This window comes from Neorhizobium populisoli, assembly GCF_019430945.1.
GTDB lineage: Bacteria > Pseudomonadota > Alphaproteobacteria > Rhizobiales > Rhizobiaceae > Neorhizobium > Neorhizobium populisoli.
Genome location: NZ_JAHYCB010000007.1, coordinates 195,927 through 214,157, shown reverse-complemented (window position 1 = coordinate 214,157; position 18,231 = coordinate 195,927). Strand labels below are relative to the sequence as shown.

At 60.1% G+C, this 18,231-nt stretch carries 20 protein-coding genes; 12 read left to right on the top strand and 8 right to left on the bottom strand.

The window, feature by feature from the left end:
• Positions 1 to 56: 56 nt before the first annotated feature.
• Both KX729_RS21130 and KX729_RS21125 read right to left on the bottom strand, forming a co-directional pair.
• A complete protein-coding gene (locus KX729_RS21130; RefSeq protein ID WP_219744469.1) occupies positions 57 to 2,600 on the bottom strand; it encodes an ABC transporter permease in 2,544 nt (847 codons plus the stop codon).
• A complete protein-coding gene (locus tag KX729_RS21125) occupies positions 2,597 to 3,307 on the bottom strand; it encodes an ABC transporter ATP-binding protein (protein ID WP_219744468.1) in 711 nt (236 codons plus the stop codon). The genes KX729_RS21130 and KX729_RS21125 overlap by 4 nt, the downstream gene beginning before the upstream one ends.
• Before the next feature lie 79 nt (positions 3,308 to 3,386).
• On the opposite strand from KX729_RS21125, the gene KX729_RS21120 reads away from it, so the two are divergent.
• From KX729_RS21120 to KX729_RS21105, 4 genes are all read left to right on the top strand, one after another.
• Entirely contained in the window at positions 3,387 to 4,052 is a 666-nt protein-coding gene (locus KX729_RS21120) for an arylesterase (protein ID WP_376776028.1), read from the top strand.
• A gap of 66 nt (positions 4,053 to 4,118) precedes the next feature.
• On the top strand, positions 4,119 to 4,706 hold the full coding sequence (thpR, locus tag KX729_RS21115) for an RNA 2',3'-cyclic phosphodiesterase (RefSeq protein WP_219744467.1): 588 nt from the start codon (positions 4,119 to 4,121) through the stop codon (positions 4,704 to 4,706).
• A 10-nt stretch (positions 4,707 to 4,716) separates the two neighbouring features.
• Entirely contained in the window at positions 4,717 to 5,019 is a 303-nt protein-coding gene (locus KX729_RS21110) for a 4a-hydroxytetrahydrobiopterin dehydratase (RefSeq protein WP_219744466.1), read from the top strand.
• Positions 5,020 to 5,085: 66 nt separating this feature from the next.
• Positions 5,086 to 5,484 carry a YkvA family protein gene (locus KX729_RS21105; protein ID WP_219744465.1) on the top strand — a complete coding sequence of 133 codons (399 nt, stop codon included), beginning with the start codon at positions 5,086 to 5,088 and terminating at the stop codon, positions 5,482 to 5,484.
• 1 nt (position 5,485) lies between these two features.
• On the opposite strand, the gene KX729_RS21100 is transcribed toward KX729_RS21105, so the two are convergent.
• Entirely contained in the window at positions 5,486 to 6,046 is a 561-nt protein-coding gene (locus tag KX729_RS21100; protein WP_219744464.1) for a sigma-70 family RNA polymerase sigma factor, read from the bottom strand.
• A gap of 332 nt (positions 6,047 to 6,378) precedes the next feature.
• On the opposite strand from KX729_RS21100, the gene KX729_RS21095 reads away from it, so the two are divergent.
• The 3 genes from KX729_RS21095 to tenA all read left to right on the top strand — a co-directional run bounded on the left by KX729_RS21095 (position 6,379) and on the right by tenA (position 9,067).
• A complete protein-coding gene (locus KX729_RS21095) occupies positions 6,379 to 6,930 on the top strand; it encodes an invasion associated locus B family protein (RefSeq protein WP_219744463.1) in 552 nt (183 codons plus the stop codon).
• A gap of 296 nt (positions 6,931 to 7,226) precedes the next feature.
• Complete coding sequence (gene rlmN, locus KX729_RS21090; protein ID WP_376776035.1) at positions 7,227 to 8,399, top strand: dual-specificity RNA methyltransferase RlmN; 1,173 nt, start codon at positions 7,227 to 7,229, stop codon at positions 8,397 to 8,399.
• A gap of 5 nt (positions 8,400 to 8,404) precedes the next feature.
• Positions 8,405 to 9,067, top strand: coding sequence for a thiaminase II (gene tenA, locus KX729_RS21085; protein ID WP_219744461.1), 663 nt, complete (start codon positions 8,405 to 8,407; stop codon positions 9,065 to 9,067).
• A gap of 10 nt (positions 9,068 to 9,077) precedes the next feature.
• On the opposite strand, the gene KX729_RS21080 is transcribed toward tenA, so the two are convergent.
• Together KX729_RS21080 and KX729_RS21075 are read right to left on the bottom strand one after the other, a co-directional pair.
• Entirely contained in the window at positions 9,078 to 9,719 is a 642-nt protein-coding gene (locus tag KX729_RS21080) for a LysE family translocator (RefSeq protein WP_219744460.1), read from the bottom strand.
• A 71-nt stretch (positions 9,720 to 9,790) separates the two neighbouring features.
• Positions 9,791 to 10,648 carry an SDR family NAD(P)-dependent oxidoreductase gene (locus KX729_RS21075; RefSeq protein ID WP_219744459.1) on the bottom strand — a complete coding sequence of 286 codons (858 nt, stop codon included), beginning with the start codon at positions 10,646 to 10,648 and terminating at the stop codon, positions 9,791 to 9,793.
• Positions 10,649 to 10,748: 100 nt separating this feature from the next.
• Here KX729_RS21075 and KX729_RS21070 point away from each other — a divergent pair, with 100 nt between their 5' ends.
• The 3 genes from KX729_RS21070 (at position 10,749) to KX729_RS21060 (ending at position 12,624) form a co-directional block, all read left to right on the top strand.
• Positions 10,749 to 10,997 (top strand): type II toxin-antitoxin system ParD family antitoxin, encoded by a 249-nt coding sequence (locus KX729_RS21070; protein ID WP_219744458.1) that lies wholly within the window; start codon positions 10,749 to 10,751, stop codon positions 10,995 to 10,997.
• Positions 10,990 to 11,289 carry a type II toxin-antitoxin system RelE/ParE family toxin gene (locus tag KX729_RS21065; protein WP_219744457.1) on the top strand — a complete coding sequence of 100 codons (300 nt, stop codon included), beginning with the start codon at positions 10,990 to 10,992 and terminating at the stop codon, positions 11,287 to 11,289. Before KX729_RS21070 ends, KX729_RS21065 begins: the two co-directional genes overlap by 8 nt.
• A 111-nt stretch (positions 11,290 to 11,400) precedes the next feature.
• Positions 11,401 to 12,624 carry an argininosuccinate synthase gene (locus KX729_RS21060; RefSeq protein WP_219744456.1) on the top strand — a complete coding sequence of 408 codons (1,224 nt, stop codon included), beginning with the start codon at positions 11,401 to 11,403 and terminating at the stop codon, positions 12,622 to 12,624.
• Between the two features lie 62 nt (positions 12,625 to 12,686).
• On the opposite strand, the gene KX729_RS21055 is transcribed toward KX729_RS21060, so the two are convergent.
• Positions 12,687 to 13,898, bottom strand: coding sequence for a multidrug effflux MFS transporter (locus tag KX729_RS21055; RefSeq protein WP_246617733.1), 1,212 nt, complete (start codon positions 13,896 to 13,898; stop codon positions 12,687 to 12,689).
• Positions 13,888 to 14,340 (bottom strand): MarR family winged helix-turn-helix transcriptional regulator, encoded by a 453-nt coding sequence (locus tag KX729_RS21050; protein WP_219744455.1) that lies wholly within the window; start codon positions 14,338 to 14,340, stop codon positions 13,888 to 13,890. The genes KX729_RS21055 and KX729_RS21050 overlap by 11 nt, the downstream gene beginning before the upstream one ends.
• 195 nt (positions 14,341 to 14,535) lie before the next feature.
• On the opposite strand from KX729_RS21050, the gene KX729_RS21045 reads away from it, so the two are divergent.
• Positions 14,536 to 15,177 carry a LysE family translocator gene (locus KX729_RS21045; RefSeq protein ID WP_219744454.1) on the top strand — a complete coding sequence of 214 codons (642 nt, stop codon included), beginning with the start codon at positions 14,536 to 14,538 and terminating at the stop codon, positions 15,175 to 15,177.
• 251 nt (positions 15,178 to 15,428) lie between these two features.
• Here KX729_RS21045 and KX729_RS21040 read toward each other — a convergent pair whose 3' ends face one another.
• A complete protein-coding gene (locus KX729_RS21040; protein ID WP_219744453.1) occupies positions 15,429 to 15,848 on the bottom strand; it encodes a hypothetical protein in 420 nt (139 codons plus the stop codon).
• A gap of 185 nt (positions 15,849 to 16,033) precedes the next feature.
• Here KX729_RS21040 and KX729_RS21035 point away from each other — a divergent pair, with 185 nt between their 5' ends.
• Positions 16,034 to 18,124 carry a M3 family metallopeptidase gene (locus tag KX729_RS21035; protein WP_219744452.1) on the top strand — a complete coding sequence of 697 codons (2,091 nt, stop codon included), beginning with the start codon at positions 16,034 to 16,036 and terminating at the stop codon, positions 18,122 to 18,124.
• Positions 18,125 to 18,231 lie beyond the last annotated feature (107 nt).

Below are 18,231 nucleotides of genomic sequence, written 5' to 3'. Positions count from 1 at the left end.
TGTTCTGACGGGATTTTGATCCGAGAGTTAACGTAAAACATATCCTCAAAGTTGAATCACAACTCGCGGAGCACAGGTGCGGCTTTCTGGCCGAGAATGCGCCAGGTGCCTGCAAGGCCGATACCGACCGTCAGGACAAGCGAAACGACCAGCGTCAGCACCGCCACATCGGGCAGGAAAACCGAGGGAAGGCGCATGATGCGGGCCACCACGAACCAGGCCGAAATGCCGCCGGCCACCAGCGCGAAGATCGCCGTCGCCGCACCGAGGATCATATACTCGTAAGAGAAGGCGCGCATCAGCATGCTGCGTGTTCCGCCGAGCGTCTTCAGGATGACCGCATCATGGGTGCGGGCGCGATTGCCCGCCGCAAGCGCCCCGGCGAGCACGAGGACGGAGGCTATGAGCGCGACGGCGGCGGCCGCACGGATTGCGGTCGCCAGCTGGCCGACCAGTTGGTCGACGATATCGATCGCATCCTTCACCCGGACGCTGGTGATGGTCGGGTAAGCGTTGGTGACGGTGCGCAGGATCGCGGCTTCTTGCTGGGCAGTGGCGGAAGGATCGCTCAACGTTGCAAGCCAGGCATGCGGCGCGCCACGGAACGTGTTCGGCGAGAAGATCATCACGAAGTTGATCGACAGCGATTCCCACTTGATCTGGCGCAGGTTGGCGATGCGCGCCGTGATGTTGCGGCCGAGCACGTTGACGGTGACGGTGTCGCCGATCTTCAGGCCGAGTTCGCCGGCTTCTTCCGCCGAGAAGGAAACGAGCGGCTCGCCGGAATAATCTGCCGGCCACCATTCTCCGGCAGTGATCGCCGCATTCTCCGGCATCTTCTCCTCGTAGGTAATGCCGCGGTCGCCGCGCAGCACCCAGCGGCCGGCCGGCGGCACATTCATCTGGGTGACGTCCTGGCCGTTGAAAGCGAGGATACGGCCGCGCAGCATCGGTACCTGAGTGACCTCACCTTGCGGCGCCTGCTGCTTCAAGATGTTGAGGAAGCCGTCACGTTCCGAGCCCTGAATATCGACGAAGAAGAAATTCGGCGCCTTTTGAGCGATCTGGCCGGTCAACTGGTTGCGCATATTGCCGTCGATCAGCGCCAGCGTTACCAAAAGGGCGAGGCCGAGACCGAGCGACAGAACGACAGATGGCGTCAGAGCGCCGGGGCGGTGGATATTGCCGATCGCCAGCCTCAGTGCCGGCGAATTGACGCGCGGGCTGCGGCGTGCAAGCGCTGCGATGAGCGCCGCGACAAGGCGCAGCAGGACGAAAGCGCCGGCGACGGCCGCGAGGAAGACAGAGGCGATGAAGCGGTCTTCGGCGGAGACGATTGCGAGTGCTGCAAGAGCCGCAAGCGCGATGCCGCCGGCCAGGAGATAGGGCCAGGAGGGCAAGCGGCTATTATCGAAGGTCTGTTCGCGGAAAAGCGCGGTTGCCGGCACTTCGCGCGCATGCCCGAGCGGCAGAATGGCGAAGGCGAAGGTGATCAGGATGCCGAAGAGAGCGGCCAGCGCGAGAGCGGACGGATAGAAACTCGTCTCCTTCGGCACCGGCAGGACACCTTCCAGGAATTGCAAGGCGATGAACGGTGAGATGGCGCCGATGATCAGGCCGATGACAATGCCGACAGCGGCCAGAAGCAGGATCTGGATCAGATAGATCAGCGTCACGACGGAAGCCGGGGCGCCGAGGCATTTGAATGTGGCGATCGTGGTGCGCTTGGCATCCAAGAATGCGCGCACGGCGTTTGCCACGCCGACGCCGCCGACGATCAATGCGGTCAGTCCAACCAGCGTCAGGAATTGGGAGAAGCGGTCGACGTTTTCCGTGAGCGAGGGAGCTGCACGGTCGCTGGAGCGGATCGACCAGCCTGCGCTCGGGAATTCCTTGTTGGCGCGGGTTGCGAGTGTCGAGCGGATGGATGGATTGGCGAGCTTCACCTTATAGGCATGTTCGACAAGGCTGCCGGTGGTGATCAGGCCGGAGGCGACGAGGGCATCGCGGCTGACCAGCAGGCGCGGCGCGAAGCCGAAACCTTCGGAGAGCGCGTCCGGTTCTGCGGTGATCGTACCGCGCAGTGTGAGCTTGGTGTTGCCGAGGAGAAGCTGATCGCCGATCTTGGCATTCAGGCGTTCGAGCAGTAGCGGCGTGACAACCGCGCCGTAGGTGTCGCCATGCTTGGCAATAAGATCGGGCAGGGGAGTTGCCGGTTCGGAGCCGAAAGTCCCGTAAAGCGGATAGGCTCCATCCACAGCCTTCACTTCCACCAGTGCCTGTTCGGAGCCATCCGGCTTGCGTGCCATGGAGCGCAGGCCGGTGGAAACCGAGACCTGGCCGAGGCCATCAAGGAAATTGCGTTCCTGGTCGTTGGCCTCGCGGTTGTTCAGCTCGAAGCGGATGTCGCCGGCGAGGATTTCCTGTCCTTGGGAGGCGATCGAACTGGTGATCGCGCCGGAAACGGAGTTGACCGCGGCGATCGCGCCGGTGCCGAGCGCGATACAAGCAAGGAAGATGTAGAAACCGGAAAGGCCGCCGCGCATTTCGCGGAGCGCAAGGCGGAAGGCGATGGAAAGGCGGGGCAGCGCAAGCCTCATGCCATGACCGCCTGAACCGGAGCAGCAACGGCGCTGTCGCCGACGATTTCGCCGGAGCGGACGCGGATCTGGCGCGAGCAGCGGGCGGCGAGCGAATTGTCGTGCGTGACGAGCAACATCGTCATGCCGCGTTCCGCCTGTTTGGAAAAGAGGAGATCGGCGATCTGCCGGCCGGTCTCGGTGTCGAGATTGCCGGTTGGTTCGTCGGCTATCAGCACGGAGGGCGAGGGGGCAAGCGCCCGGGCGATCGCGACGCGCTGCTGCTCGCCGCCTGAAAGCTGACCGGGATAGTGGCTCAGCCGTTCACCGAGGCCGACGGCTGTCAGTTCCTGTTTTGCAATGTCAAAGGCGTTCTTCACATTGGCAAGTTCGAGCGGTACCGCAACGTTTTCCAGCGCTGTCATGTTGGCGATCAGGTGGAAGGACTGGAAGACGATGCCGATATTCTTGCCGCGGAAATCGGCCAGCGCATCTTCGGTCAGCGAATGCAGCGGTGCGCCGTTGATGACGATCTCGCCGCTATCCAGCCGTTCCAGCCCGGCGAGAACCATCAGCAGAGTCGACTTGCCGGAGCCGGAAGGCCCGACGATGCCGACCGCTTCGCCCGCGCGGATATCCAGGTCGATCTGCTTCAACACATGCACGGAGGCAGCCGCGCTGCCGAGGGTCAGGTCGGCCTTCTTCAGCGTGATGATGGTTTTAGTCAAAACGACGTGTCCTATATTGGGCGCGAGACTTTGGAAGACTATATCGCATTGCGGTAGTGCCCAATCTAGGAGACGGATCGTGAGTTTTAAAGCAAGCCTGCTTCACTTCATCGTCATGCCCCTTGTTGCAATATCCGGGCTGGCGCTTGCCGCACTGCCCGCTGCGGCGCAGGACAAGGCGATCCAGCTTGTGGGCTTCGGGGATAGCCTGATGGCAGGCTATCAGCTCGCGCCGTCGGAATCCTACACCGCGCAGCTCGAAAAGGCGCTGAAGGCGAAGGGGTTGAATGTCACCGTCACCAATGCGGGCGTCTCCGGTGACACGACCTCCGGGGGGCTCTCCCGCATCGACTGGTCTGTGCCCGACGGCACGGACGGCGTCATCCTCGAGCTTGGCGCCAACGATGCGCTTCGTGGTATTTCGCCCGAACAGTCGGAAAAGAACCTCGATACGATGCTGTCGCGCCTGAAGGAGCGGAAGATTCCGGTTCTTCTGGTCGGCATCATGGCGCCGCCGAACATGGGCGGCGATTATGCCGATCGCTTCAATCCGATCTACAAGAAGCTTGCCGATAAATATGGTGCGCCGCTTTATCCATTCTTCCTCGATGGCGTGGTGACCGTGGCCGGTACGCAGCTTTCGGACGGCATGCACCCGAATGCCAGGGGCGTCGGAATCATGGTCGAAAAGTCACTCCAGCTTGTGGAAAGCTTCCTGGGGGAGATTAAGAATAAGGGAAAATAACAGCTTGCGCGGAACCCCTTTGCATGATTCCGTGTTAGCACATGCAATAGATTCGAGGAGGTCCCAATGCCGAGACTTTTCACCGCCCTCGAAATTCCGCGCAATGTCGCCATGAGCCTTTCTCTCCTGCGCGGAGGGATCCCCGGAGCCCGGTGGATCGACGTCGAAAACTATCACATCACCCTGCGCTTCATCGGCGATGTCGATGGCCGCACCGCCGACGAGATAGTCGATCGGCTGGACCGGATCGACCGACCGGAGTTCCAGGCGACTTTGACAGGCATCGGCTCGTTCGGTTCCAAGAAGCCACATTCGGTTTACGCCGGGGTTTCGCCCTCCCCGGAAATGTATGCGCTTCAGTCGGAAATCGAGCGCATCTGCCAGCGCATCGGACTGCCGCCGGATCCGCGCAAGTTCACCCCGCATGTGACGCTCGCACGGCTGAAGAATTGCAGGTTGGACGATGTGGTGCATTACCTTTCCGGCCGCGGCAATTTCTGGACTACACCTTTCATGGTGAACCGCTTCGTGCTGCTTTCCTCGAAGGAATCGGTCGGTGGCGGTCCTTACCTGACGGAGGAAATCTTTCCGCTGCAGGATGTGAGCTACGGTTATGCCCAGGGCGACATGGAACCGGTGAAAAGCTTCCTCTAAGGAGCTTCAAATGGAATATGAAAAGCTGGATGCGGCTGCGGCCGAGCGCGAACTTGCCTCGCTTGAGGGCTGGGAGCTGAAGCCGGAAGGCGACGCGATCTTCAAAAGCTTCAAGTTCAAGACCTTCATCCAGGCCTTCGGTTTCATGACCGAATGCGCCATGCGTGCCGAAAAGCTCAATCACCATCCCGAATGGTTCAACAGCTATTCGCGCGTGGATGTGCTTTTGACCACGCACGCAACGAAATCCCTCACGACTCTCGATTTCAAACTGGCCCGTTCGATGGACAAGGCTTATCTCAGCCGCAATTGAACTCCATTTTGAAATGGCCATATTGGGAAAGCGGTGCAGATTTCGCGCCGTGTGAACGGAGCAACTATGGACGACGTGAAGATCGGCGAAATTCTGCTGCCTGGCGACGAAGCGACCCAGGATCGACAGGAAAAGCAGGTCCGGACCAAGTTCTGGCCGACCTTGAAACGTGCTGTTCGGCAAGTGCCCTTCAGCCGTGACCTGATCGCAGCCTATTATTGCGCGGTCGACCCCAAGACGCCAACGCGGGTGCGTGGCGTACTGCTGGCGGCGCTTGCCTATTTCATCCTGCCGCTCGATCTTGTTCCGGATTTCTTTGCGTTCGTCGGGTTCACGGATGATATCGCCGTGCTGGCCACGGCGCTCAGGATGATCCAGGGTCATATCGCCGACCGTCATTATGACGCGGCCGACATGGCGCTCGCCGACAACCCGGATATCGCCGGCGCCGCGGCGCGCAGCTGAATCAGTCGGAAGGGTCTTGCAGCGCACGTCGCAGCCGCTCGAAAGCGAGCCGGATACGTGACTTGACGGTGCCGAGCGGCAGGCCGGTCGCAGACGCGATCTCCGAATGGGACTGGCCCATAAAGAAAGCGGCGCGCACCAGCTGCATCTGTTCCTCAGGTATCTGCGCCAGTGCCGCGCGCACCCGTGCGTCACGCTCCTCACCTTCGAACACCGTATCGACGCCGGGCTCTTCGGTTGCGAAATAGATCGGCTCATACCCTTCGAGCCTGCGATATTTGGCGCGGCGCTGGATATCGATCTGCCGGTTGCGGGCGATGCGGAAAAGCCAGGTGGAAAGCGACGAGCGGGCCGGGTCATAGAGATGTGCCCGGTGCCAGAGCACGGTCATGACGTCCTGGACGAGTTCTTCGGCCTCGTCCGCTTTCATCGCACGCTTGACGAGCCAGGATTTCAGACGCGGAGCAAAGTGATCGAACAGCACCGTAAAGGCTGCCTGATCGCGCTCCTCGGCCACCGCTTTCACCAAACTGGTGACGTGGTCTTTCTCGTCCAGATCCATTTATTCTTTACGCAACCAGTTGCTACGGGATTCGCCCCATATTCGACCATTCTAATGTCATTGGACGAGTTAGGAAAAGAACAAACTCTTGCCCCAATCCTTGTGTCACTGGTTGACGAAACGCATGAAAAAACTGCCGGGTGAGGTAATTGACAACCGCAGACGGTAAACATTCCGTAAGGCCACCGCCTTCGGAGGCATTCATTGCGTTCGATCGGGACAGTTGACGCTTTAGTAACCAGGATTAAGTCAAAATGAACCGAATCAGGACCATGCCTTTGCAAGGCTTGCCCGCTCGGGCCGTGGACGTAAGACAAAACCGGCAGGAGACCATGTCTGTAAGAATTATCGCAACCGCACTGGTACTCACGCTTGCTGGTGCCGGAATGGCCTCCGCCCAGACGAAGCCCGCTCCTGCCCCTGCCAAGCCGCAACAGGCTGCCGCACCCGCTCCGACCCGCATCCAGCAGTTCAAGGCCTGGGGCGCCTATTCCTACAAGTCCGGCGCGAGCAACGTCTGCTACGTGCTTTCCGTGCCGACGACCAAGGAACCGGCGAGCGTCGATCACGGTGACGTCTTCTTCATCGTCTCGCAGCGTCCGGGCCAGAACATTTCCTACGAACCGCAGGTCATGGTCGGTTACGCGCTGCAGCCGAACTCGAAGGTCACGGTGACGATCGACAACAAGAATTTCGTGATGTTCACCAAGGACCGGGCCGCCTGGGTCGAGAACGCCGCCGAAGAGCCGGCGCTCGTCGCTGCCATGAAGACCGGCCACAACATGAGCGTCAGCGGTGTTTCCGGTCGTGGCACCAAGACAACCTATGCCTATTCGCTGCAGGGCATCTCGGCTTCGCTGAAGCAGATCGAGACCTGCAAATAAGCGGTTCTCGGCAGATGATTTTCGAAAGGCCGGTCGCAAGATCGGCCTTTTGCGTTTTAACCCACTTTCAAGTGGATAGTGACGCGCGGGCATTTTGATGATAAACGCCCGCCTCAACAGTGGTCCGGCGCTTGAATTGCCTTTCGGATCAAACCAGATTTCACATGAAAGACATGCTCTTCCCTCTCGCTTCAAGAGCGCGGGACAGGGCCATGCATTGATGGGATAAAAGAATGTCGGTTTCCGAGGCCGTAATTGCACCCCTGAAGACGCCGCTCGTGCCGCGTCCGGACCTGATGTCGGGCAAGCCGTCGCTGATCGGCCTGACGCGCGAGATGATGGCGGATGCGCTGAAGGAAAAGGGCGTGCCGGAAAAGCAGGTGCGCATGCGCGTCAGCCAGCTCTGGCACTGGCTCTATATCCGCGGCGTCTCCGATTTCGACCAGATGACCAATGTCGCCAAGGACATGCGCGAAATGCTGAAGGCGCATTTCACCATTTCCCGGCCAGAGATCGTCGAAGAACAGGTGTCCAACGACGGCACCCGCAAGTGGCTGCTGCGCTTTCCGCCGCGCGGCGCCGGTCGTCCGGTCGAGGTCGAGACGGTCTATATCCCTGAAGAAGGCCGCGGCACGCTGTGCATTTCGAGCCAGGTCGGCTGTTCGCTGACCTGTTCCTTCTGCCATACCGGCACGCAGCGGCTGGTGCGCAACCTGACGGCCGAGGAAATCCTCGGCCAGTTGCTGCTGGCGCGCGACCGGCTGGGCGATTTTCCGGGCACCGACACGCCGCCCGGCGCCTTCGTGCCGACCGGCGAGCGCAAGGTCACCAACATCGTCATGATGGGCATGGGCGAGCCGCTCTACAATTTTGACAACGTCAAGACCGCGCTGCTGATCGCCACCGATGGTGACGGCCTGTCCCTGTCGAAGCGACGCGTGACGCTGTCGACCTCCGGCGTCGTGCCGGAAATCTACCGGACCGGCGAAGAGATCGGCGTCATGCTGGCGATCTCGCTGCATGCGGTGCGCGACGAGTTGCGCGACATGCTGGTGCCGATCAACAAGAAATATCCGCTCAAGGAACTGCTCGACGCCTGCCGCGCCTATCCGAGCTTATCGAACGCCCGTCGCATCACCTTCGAATATGTGATGCTGAAGGACGTCAACGACAGTCTGGAAGACGCCAAGCTTCTGACGCAGCTCCTGAAGGGCATTCCGGCGAAGATCAACCTTATTCCATTCAACCCCTGGCCGGGCACCAACTATCAATGTTCCGACTGGTCTCAGATCGAGAAATTTGCCGATTTCATCAATCAGGCCGGCTACGCTTCACCGATCCGCACCCCGCGCGGTCGCGACATCCTCGCCGCCTGCGGACAGTTGAAGTCGGAATCGGAGCGCATGCGCAAGACCGAGCGCCTCGCATTCGAAGCGATGATGATCGCCGGCCATGGCGAGGACGATTGAGCGGCATGACGACGCCGTTTGATTTCCTGAAGCTCACGCATGCGGATGACTGGCGCTCCTATACGGAGCACCGCTTTGTGCGGGAGCTTGCTGCCGGAACGCTGCCGGAGGCAGTCTTTCGGCATTATCTCAAGCAGGATTACCTGTTCCTGATCCAGTTCGCGCGCGCCTGGGGGCTTGCCGTCTACAAGAGCCGTGACCTTTCCGAGATCCGCCAGGGTCTAGATAACCTGAAAGCCATCGTGGACGTTGAACTCGGCCTTCACGTGGGCTACTGCGCCTCTTGGGGCATTGCCGAGGCGGATCTTGCGCAGCTTGCGGAATCAAAGGCCACGCTCGCCTATACCCGCTATGTGCTGGATGCCGGCATGAGTGGCGATCTCCTCGATCTGCATGTGGCACTTGCCCCGTGCATCATCGGTTATGGCGAGATTGCCAGCTGGATCAATCAGCAGGCTTTCACCCGTCACGACGGCAATCCCTATGGCGAGTGGATCGACATGTATGCGGGAGACGAATACCAGGGACTGGTCGCCTCCGAAACGCAATGGCTAAACGAGAGGCTGGCCGAAGTCGATGCCAGCAGGCTGCAGCGCCTGTCCACCGTGTTTCGCGATGCAACACGGCTGGAAGCCGATTTCTGGCAAATGGGGTTGGACCTCAGCTAAATCGCTGGATTCAGCGGGCCTGCGTGAAGAAGATCTTCGCGGCAAATACCGAGAAGACACCTGCAAACGTATAGTCGATGCCGCGCAGGATTTTCGGATTGGCCTGCAGCCAGCCCGAGAGCCAATCGGCGGCCAGCACGACGATCAGGTTCACCGGCATGCCGATGACGATGAAATAGATGCCGAAGAAGATCAGCTTGCCGGTGACGTGCGGATCGTCGGCGGACACGAACTGCGGCAGGAAGGTCATGAAGAAAATGATGACCTTCGGGTTGAGAATGTTGACCCAGAAGCCGATGGAAATGTTGGCGAGCGGGCTGCTTGTGGCCTGTTCGACCTTTTCCACCTTGAAGTTCGAGCCATAACGGATCGCCTGGATCGCCAGCCACAGCAGGTAGGCTGCGCCGCCGGTCTTCAGGATGAAGAAGGCAGTGGGCGAGGCGGTGATCAGCGCCGAGATGCCGAAAGCGACCAGCAGCGTGTGGCACACCACGCCGAGGCTGGTCCCGAGCACCACGAACAGTGCCGGGCGGCGACCTTGCGCCAGCGCGCGGCTGATCGACAGCGTCATATCCGGTCCCGGCGTCAGCGCCAGAAGCAGGCCCGCGGCGGTGAAGGCAAGAAGGGCAGCAAAGCTCGGCAGGAATTCCATGGTCGCACTCGAAAGCCGGGTAAGGGATAGCCTCCTTTACCCGGCTTTCGAGCCGCTGCCAAATCAATCAATTAGCGTTTATTGATGAATTCCTTTGATGCATCGGCGAAATCCGGATGCCAGCGCGACAGCGGCGGACGGTTCTCGATGATGTCGCCGATTGCCCAGGCCAAGCGGCGCTCATCAGTGGCGCGGTCCACATCATTGTCCGGGCAAAGGATGTAGAAATCGCCGCGTTCCAGGCTCGACAGCATGAATTCGACGGTCTGTTCCGAAGTCCAGGCGCCGGCCGGTTTTTCTGTACGGTTGCCCTTGGTCAGGCCGGTGTAGACGAAACCGGGGATCAATAGATGGGCGGAGACCAGGCAGTTCGGCGTGTTGCGCAGCTCGTGCTGCAGCGCTTCCGTGAAAGTCTTCACACCGGCCTTGGCGGTATTGTAGGCCGGGTCGCCGGGCGGCGTGGTGATACCCTGTTTCGAGCCGGTATTGATGATCAGCGACGGTTCGCCATGGGCGATCATGCCGGGTCCGAAGATGCGGCTGCCATGGATGACGCCGAGCAGGTTCACCGCAAGGACATTGTCCCAATTAGCCTGGGGCCCGAAAATGTTGCTGCCCGGCTGGATGCCGGCATTGTTCATCAGCACATGCACGCGCCCGAAGCGCTGCAGCACGGTACGCTCCAGTGCGGCGATCTCGTCGGGTTTCGATACGTCGGTGCCGATCGCCACGACATCGTGCTCGCCACCTTCGGCAAGGGCCGCGATTTCACGAGCGGCTTCGGAAAACCTGTCGCCTTCCAGATCCGCCAGCACGACGGACAAGCCCATGCGGGCAAATTCCTTGGCCGTCGCAAGCCCGATGCCGGAAGCGGCTCCGGTGATGACGGCGACATTGTCCTTTTTCAGAGCGGGGTGGGTAACAGCCATGCGGGTCTCCCTCTAGGATGCTGCTGTTCAAAGGTCCGGCGGGATATGGTACCCTGATCAAAACCTGTCAACATGACAGGGGCGCTACACGGAGCAACCTATGGGCACGATCGCTTCCATCACCGTAGATCAGGAGCTGGCCGACTTCGTTCAGAAAAAAGTGGACGATGGCCGGTATGGCTCCGTCAGCGAGGTGGTTGAAGAGGCCTTGCGCTTGTTCAAGCAGAGCGAAGAGGAATCGTTGGAGGCCATCCGTACTGCCATTGAAGAGGGGGAAGCTTCCGGAGAGCCGCAGCCGTTCGATGCTGATGAGTTCCTCAAAGAGATGCATGTGAAGTATCGTGCCTAAGCCTCAAGGATATCGGCTTTCTCCTCGGGCCAGAAACGACCTTGAGGACATCTGGCTCTATACATTTCAGAACTGGTCGCGAGTTCAGGCGGACGGGTATTATTCAGAACTCACCGCCGCGATGTCGCGTTTGGCTGATGGATCAAAACGCGGAGGGCAGTTCGACAATATCAAGCCCGGTTATCTCTGCCTCTCATGCGGCTCGCACTACATCGTCTACAAGCAAACCGACACTCAGATCACCATTGTCCGCGTCCTGCACCAGCGCATGAACATCAGCCGCCATCTCTGATCTGTCAGCCCGGATGCCCTTGCGCACCTTCACAAACTCGCTAAAAGTGCCGCATTCCCGACACGACGGCCCCTCTAAGGCCGCCACCACCCGCAGACGGACGAAATAAACATGGCACTTCCGAAAGACGTAAAGAAGGTCGTTCTCGCCTATTCCGGCGGTCTCGACACCTCGATCATCCTGAAATGGCTGCAGACCGAGCTCAATGCCGAAGTGGTGACCTTCACCGCCGATCTCGGCCAGGGCGAAGAGCTGGAGCCGGCCCGCAAGAAGGCCGAAATGCTCGGCATCAAGGAGATCTATATCGAGGACGTGCGCGAAGAATTCGTGCGCGATTTCGTCTTCCCGATGTTCCGCGCCAATGCCGTCTATGAAGGTGTCTACCTGCTCGGCACGTCGATCGCCCGTCCGCTGATCTCCAAGCACCTGATCGAGATCGCCAAGAAGACCGGCGCCGATGCGATCGCGCATGGCGCGACCGGCAAGGGCAACGACCAGGTCCGTTTCGAGCTTTCGGCCTATGCGCTGAACCCGGATATCAAGGTTATCGCGCCGTGGCGTGACTGGGCTTTCAAGAGCCGTACCGACCTCCTGAAGTTCGCCGAGGAAAACCAGATCCCGGTTGCCAAGGACAAGATGGGCGAAGCGCCGTTCTCGGTCGATGCGAACCTTCTGCACTCCTCGTCCGAGGGCAAGGTTCTGGAAGACCCGTCCGTCGAGGCTCCCGAATATGTGCATATGCGCACGATCTCCCCGGAAGCCGCTCCGGACAAGGCGACCACCATCAAGGTCGGCTTCAAAAAGGGTGACGCGGTCTCGATCAACGGCGTCGCAATGTCGCCGGCGACGCTGCTTGCGACGCTCAACAATTACGGCCGCGACAACGGCATCGGCCGCCTCGACCTCGTCGAGAACCGTTATGTCGGCATGAAGTCGCGCGGCGTCTACGAAACCCCCGGCGGCACGATCCTGCTGGCCGCCCATCGTGCGATCGAGAGCATCACGCTCGATCGCGGTGCGGCGCATCTCAAGGACGACATCATGCCGCGGTATGCGGAGCTGATTTATTACGGCTTCTGGTTCTCGCCGGAACGCGAGATGCTGCAGGCGCTTATCGACAAGAGCCAGGAGCATGTCGAAGGCGAAGTGACGCTGAAGCTCTACAAGGGCAATGTCATGGTCACCGGCCGCGAGAGCGACAAGTCGCTCTATTCCGACAAACTGGTCACCTTCGAAGACGACCAGGGCGCCTATGACCAGAAGGATGCGGCCGGCTTCATCAAGCTCAATGCGCTGCGCCTGCGCACGCTCGCCAAGCGTAACCTGACCAAGTAAGCCGATCCGACCGGATCATCGAGGCCCGCTTTCGGAAACGGAGGCGGGCTTTTTCGTGGGTTCTATGCGGTGCGGAGGCTACGTCGGTAGCCGATATAGCCGAACAATGCCGCGATATGCATGAACGGCACGATCGTGCCGAACGAGATAACGGGCATTCCCATTGAGGCGGCCGCCACGCCGCCGAGAAAACCGGCGCTCATCTGCAGAAAGCCGAGCATTGCGGAGGCCGAACCGGCGATATGCGGGAAGGGCATCAGGCCGGCAGTCGTGATGAAAGGCACGATGAAGGCGATACCGAAAGCACAGAATGCCACCGGCACCATGATGGAGACGAAGGACGGTTCAAACAGATGGACGGAAAATGCCATCGCCAGAGCGCCGGTGATGCTGAAGGCCAGCCCGACGATCGGCGCATGTTCCGCCGGGAGCCATTTCGAGACCGTCCGCAAGGCTGCCGATCCCATCAGATAGAAGCCGGACTGCATCAGCATGCTCATGCCGAACTGGGTCGGGGTCAGGCCAACCTTCTCGATCATGATGAAAGGCAGGACGGCTGCCTGGGCGTACATCGAACCTACCGCGCCGGCCAGGATGAGTGCGGTGAAGAGGAAACGCGGCAATCGGACGATTTCCAGATAGGCTTCCAGCAGCCTTTTCGGTCTCAGGCGGCTGCGATCCGGTGTGGTCGTCTCCCGCATGCAGACGGTCGACAGAAAAACCAGCATGGCGCCGAAGCCGATCATCAGCAGGAAAACAGAGCGCCAGCCGAAAGCGGCAAGCGCGAGCCCGCCAATGGTCGGCCCGAGCGACGGGCCGATCGCCAGGATGATCCCCATCGTATTGATGATGCGCGCCGCATCGCCACCGGCGAACTGGTCGCGCACGATGGCGCGCGAGACGGTGACGCCCACCGAGGCACCGATGCCCTGGATGAGGCGCCCAGCAAGAACCCATTCGATGCTCGGCGCAAAGGCGGCAATCAACGACCCGACAAAATAGATGACGAGGAAGCTCAGTGATGCCGCCTTGCGCCCGAAGGCATCAGAAACCGGGCCGGCGACGAGCTGTGCAAGGGCAAAGCCGGCGAAATAGAGCGACAGCGTCATCTTGACCGCCGCTTCGGTCGTTTCGAAAGCGTGTACCAGTTCCGGCATGGCGGGCGTGTAGATCGCCATGGAGATCGGGCCGATCGCGGTCAGCAGGGCGCCGATCACAGTTGTGCGCCGCTCGCTCATCCGGGCAGGCGCGGGAGAAAGTATGTCAGTTTTCATCGGATGCAGTCGAAGAGGCGGTCACGGCCTGGAGATTGGAATTCAGGAGCGCCAGGCTTTCGCGCAGCATCCGGTTCTGCTCGTTATCCAGGCCGTCTGTCGCCTGGGAAATGATAACGTTCAATTCCTTGCGGATGGAGGCGATCATCTCTTCCGAAGTGCTGGTGAGATTAATGCGCTTGGCGCGTCGGTCGGCGGAGCATTGTTGCCGTTCGATCAGACCGATCGCCTGCAGCTTGTCGAGATAGGCGCACAGCGTCATCGGCTCGACGCCCATGCGGGTGGCGATGTCGAGCTGGCGGCTGCCGTCGACGGAGGCTATGTTCATCAGCGCCCGGGCTTCCCCCGGCGTCAGGCCAAGGCCGGCCTGGGTGATGCGGCGTTCGAACGCGGCGCGCAGCAACCGCGCGCTGTCGACGATCAGAAAACCCAGATTATCCATGCCTTTGTCCATGCCCGGCGCGGCTCCTTTGTCGTGTCGGCAGATTTTGCGCCGTGGTGGCGGATTTTATAAGGCACCCTTACTATCTTTTGGCGGCGAGGCAACCGAAAAACCGGCCACGGGTTGTGCAGAGGCCTGCATTGACAGCGTCAAGACAAGTGCTGAGATTGTCGCATCCCCTTCATGGAGTCGGCAATGTCATCAACCCTTCTGTTCGGTGCTTTTTTTGCGGCGCTGGCCTATACGCTGATCCCCGGTCCGGCGTTCCTGGCGCTGCTCGGTATCGGCGCGGGGCAAGGCCGGCAGGCCGGTGCTTTCTTCATGGGCGGACATCTGGCCGGCGATATTCTCTGGTCGGCGCTGGCGCTGGTGGCGATCATCGGTGCAAAGACGATCGGCACGACCCTGTTCGATGTGCTCGGCGTCTTCTGCGGCCTTTATCTCGGCTGGATCGGCTACAGTGCCCTGACGGCAAAGCCGAAGGGCGAGAATGGGGCGCTGATCACCGTCGAGAAGCCGCTCCGCCGCGGACTGATCTTCGGCCTCACCAATCCGAAAGGGTATCCTGTGGCACTTGCGACCTTCACCGCGCTTCTGGCCGGGTCGTCGGATGCGCTGGATTTTTCCGAATTGCCGGTGCTGCTGGCCGTCTCGCTGCTCGGTTTCCTGATCGCCGACGTGGTGCTGATCGCCATCATCGGCGCCGGCGTGGTGCGGCGGTTCTACCGCAAATACGAGCGGGTGATCGTGCGGCTTTCCGGTCTGTTGTTCATAGGGTTTGCGGTGCAGGCATTGTGGCATTCCGCGCCGGGGCTGTTCGGGTATCGGCGGGCGTAAAATATCTGATCAGATAATTTGAGGCAGAGCGTAAGCCCCCTCATCCGGCCCTTTAGGCCACCTTATCCCCGCTGGGGAGAGGGAAGGATGCCGCAGCGTTGCTACTTCCCTTCTACCCAGCGGGGAGAGGGTGGCCGAGCTTTAGCGGAGGTCGGGTGAGGGGGCTCTGGGCTCTACATCAGCCTTCTGCCGTCAAATCTGCGCAATCTTTTGAGCGCCGGCGGGCAAAATCTCACACTGCCAGCACCCTATCAAACTTCAAGAAAAGCCATCACCGACCGCAATACGCCTGCGCGGTCCGCATCGCCGAGCGACATGGCGATCTCGAGCTGGTTGCGATAGTAGTCGTGGAAGTTGAAGCCGGTTTCATCGGTGACTTCGGAAAGATCAACGACCTGACCCTGAGCATCGACCGCATGCGTGGGCAGTTCTTCGGAGAGTGTCGCGTAAGTATCCTGGTCTATCCGGCCTGCCTGATAGTTTTCCAAAGCGATCGCGCGAAGATCCTTCGGAGTAATGGCCGAAAAATTGATCGGCGATTCATCCGTATCAGGTATCTGAAAAGCGATCTGGCCAGGCCGCGTTTCCTGCGGCGAGGCCTTCTCGACTTTGTTTCGAGAGTGCTCCCGCTGCAGGAAATTGGTAGACCAGCGCAAGGAACTGATTTCCATGGCTATATCCCATCATGGATACTGGAACAAAATCTACTTGGCCGCAGCGCATTACGTCAAATGGTTAATACCCGTTAATTGTTGGGTGTGATTTCTTGGCGGAAATCAAAAAGACTTGGGCGCATACCCATCGCCGTCACTGTTGCCTATATGAATGACTGCGCATCATTTCGAAGGATATTTGCATGTCTTCTACTATTCCGGTGAACCCCGCTCTCGTGAACTGGGACGGCCATCAGGGCCTGCCGCGTTTCGACCAAGTGAAGGATGCGGATTTTGCGCCCGGTTTCGAGGCTGCACTCGCTTCCCATGAGACTGAAATCGATGCGATCGCCAACAACCCGGAAGATCCGACATTCGCCAACACGGTTGTGGCGCTGGAAGTGGCTGGTGACGAGCTGTCGCGCGTGTCGGCGATCTTCTGGGGCAAGGCCGGTGCCCATACCAACGAGAACATCCAGGCGCTGGAGCGCGAGATCGCGCCGAAAATGTCGCGCCATTATTCGAAGATCGGCATGAACGAGGCGCTGTTCAGGCGCATCGATACGCTGTGGGAAAAGCGCAAGGAACTTGGCCTGACGGTCGAGGAAGAGCGGGTGCTGGAGCGGCACTGGAAGGGTTTCGTGCGCGCCGGCGCCAAGCTGCCGAAGGCGGAGCAGGAGCGGCTGGCCGATATCAACGAGAAGCTTGCCGGCCTTGGCGCGAAATTCGGTCAGAACGTTCTCGGCGACGAGAAGGGCTGGTCGTTGAAGCTAACGGAAGAGGCCGAACTCGAAGGCCTCCCCGCCTTCCTGCGCGATGCGATGGCATCGGCGGCCCGCGAACGCGACGAGGCGGATGGTTATCTGGTCACGCTCTCCCGCTCGATCATCGAGCCGTTCCTGACCTTCTCGACCCGCCGTGATCTGCGCGAACAGGCTTTCAAGGCTTGGGTGGCGCGCGGCGAGAACGACGGCGAGCGGGACAATCGCGGCATTGTCCGCGAGGTTCTAGCGCTCAGGACCGAAAAGGCGAAGCTGCTCGGTTACGAGAATTTTGCAGCCCTCAAGCTCGATAACACGATGGCGAAGACCGCAGCCGCCGTGAATGGTCTATTGCGGCAGGTCTGGGAGAAGGCGCGTGCCAAGGCACTGGAAGAAGAGGCCGATCTCGGTCGCCTGATTTCGGAAGAAGGCAAGAACCATGAGGTGATGCCGTGGGACTGGCGGTATTATTCGGAGAAGCTGCGCGAGCGGCTGTTCAATTTCTCCGAGTCGGAACTGAAGCCTTATCTGCAACTCGAAAAGGTTCTGGAAGCCTGCTTTGACGTCGCCGAGCGGCTGTTCGAGATCAAGGCGGTCGAAGTGAAGGGCGTGACCGCCTATCATCCTGACGTTCGCGTCTTCGAGATTCACGACAAGGACGGGGCGCTGAAGGCGCTGTTCCTCGGCGATTATTTCGCCCGCTCTTCGAAGCGCTCCGGTGCCTGGATGAATTCCATCCAGTCCCAGCACAAGCTGCCGCTGAAGAATGGTTCGACTGGCGAACTGCCGATCATCTATAATGTCTGCAATTTCGCCAAACCGGCGGAAGGTAAGCCGGCGCTGCTGTCGCTCGACGATGCCCGCACGCTCTTCCACGAATTTGGCCATGCGCTGCATGGCATGCTGTCGGATGTAACCTACCCATCGGTCTCCGGCACCGGCGTGTCGCGCGATTTCGTCGAATTGCCCTCGCAGCTTTACGAACACTGGCTGACCGTGCCGGAAATCCTCGAGAAATACGCCGTGCATTACGAAACCGGCGCGCCGATGCCGAAGGCCTTGCTCGACAAGGTGCTGGCGGCCCGCACGTTCAATGCCGGTTTCAACACGGTGGAGTTTACCTCCTCGGCACTGGTCGACATGGCATTTCATACGCAGGGCGCGGTGGGTGATCCGATGGCGGTTCAGAAGCAGGTGCTTGAGGAACTCGGCATGCCGACCTCGATCGTCATGCGGCACGCGACGCCGCACTTCCAGCATGTCTTCTCGGGTGACGGTTATTCGGCCGGCTACTATTCCTACATGTGGTCGGAAGTGCTGGATGCTGATGCGTTTTCCGCCTTCGAGGAGGCCGGTAATCCGTTCGATCCCGTCATGGCCCGCAAGTTGAAGAACAATATCTATTCGGTCGGCGGCTCGATCGATCCGGAAGAGACCTATACCGCCTTCCGCGGCAAGTTACCGAGCCCGGAAGCCATGCTGAAGAAGAAGGGCCTTGCGATGGTGGCGGAAGTTTCGGGCGGCGACGCCTGAGCCAGCCGATCAAATCGATGTGATCGGCTGGGCGACATGTCGCCCGGCCCTGTCATCGTTTTGTCATCAAACTGCAACACGACTGTCATGCTAGCTTAATAAGCAAC

What these genes read in the sequence shown, in the direction of transcription:
- KX729_RS21075 (WP_219744459.1), bottom strand. Translation starts at nt 10,648, where the DNA reads ATGGCTGTTACCCACCCCGCTCTGAAAAAGGACAATGTCGCCGTCATC.
- KX729_RS21080 (WP_219744460.1), bottom strand. Translation starts at nt 9,719, where the DNA reads ATGGAATTCCTGCCGAGCTTTGCTGCCCTTCTTGCCTTCACCGCCGCG.
- KX729_RS21060 (WP_219744456.1), top strand. Translation starts at nt 11,401, where the DNA reads ATGGCACTTCCGAAAGACGTAAAGAAGGTCGTTCTCGCCTATTCCGGC.
- KX729_RS21055 (WP_246617733.1), bottom strand. Translation starts at nt 13,898, where the DNA reads ATGAAAACTGACATACTTTCTCCCGCGCCTGCCCGGATGAGCGAGCGG.
- KX729_RS21130 (WP_219744469.1), bottom strand. Translation starts at nt 2,600, where the DNA reads ATGAGGCTTGCGCTGCCCCGCCTTTCCATCGCCTTCCGCCTTGCGCTC.
- KX729_RS21110 (WP_219744466.1), top strand. Translation starts at nt 4,717, where the DNA reads ATGGAATATGAAAAGCTGGATGCGGCTGCGGCCGAGCGCGAACTTGCC.
- KX729_RS21070 (WP_219744458.1), top strand. Translation starts at nt 10,749, where the DNA reads ATGGGCACGATCGCTTCCATCACCGTAGATCAGGAGCTGGCCGACTTC.
- KX729_RS21040 (WP_219744453.1), bottom strand. Translation starts at nt 15,848, where the DNA reads ATGGAAATCAGTTCCTTGCGCTGGTCTACCAATTTCCTGCAGCGGGAG.
- thpR (WP_219744467.1), top strand. Translation starts at nt 4,119, where the DNA reads ATGCCGAGACTTTTCACCGCCCTCGAAATTCCGCGCAATGTCGCCATG.
- KX729_RS21095 (WP_219744463.1), top strand. Translation starts at nt 6,379, where the DNA reads ATGTCTGTAAGAATTATCGCAACCGCACTGGTACTCACGCTTGCTGGT.
- KX729_RS21035 (WP_219744452.1), top strand. Translation starts at nt 16,034, where the DNA reads ATGTCTTCTACTATTCCGGTGAACCCCGCTCTCGTGAACTGGGACGGC.
- KX729_RS21050 (WP_219744455.1), bottom strand. Translation starts at nt 14,340, where the DNA reads ATGGATAATCTGGGTTTTCTGATCGTCGACAGCGCGCGGTTGCTGCGC.
- KX729_RS21100 (WP_219744464.1), bottom strand. Translation starts at nt 6,046, where the DNA reads ATGGATCTGGACGAGAAAGACCACGTCACCAGTTTGGTGAAAGCGGTG.
- KX729_RS21045 (WP_219744454.1), top strand. Translation starts at nt 14,536, where the DNA reads ATGTCATCAACCCTTCTGTTCGGTGCTTTTTTTGCGGCGCTGGCCTAT.
- KX729_RS21105 (WP_219744465.1), top strand. Translation starts at nt 5,086, where the DNA reads ATGGACGACGTGAAGATCGGCGAAATTCTGCTGCCTGGCGACGAAGCG.
- tenA (WP_219744461.1), top strand. Translation starts at nt 8,405, where the DNA reads ATGACGACGCCGTTTGATTTCCTGAAGCTCACGCATGCGGATGACTGG.
- rlmN (WP_376776035.1), top strand. Translation starts at nt 7,227, where the DNA reads ATGTCGGGCAAGCCGTCGCTGATCGGCCTGACGCGCGAGATGATGGCG.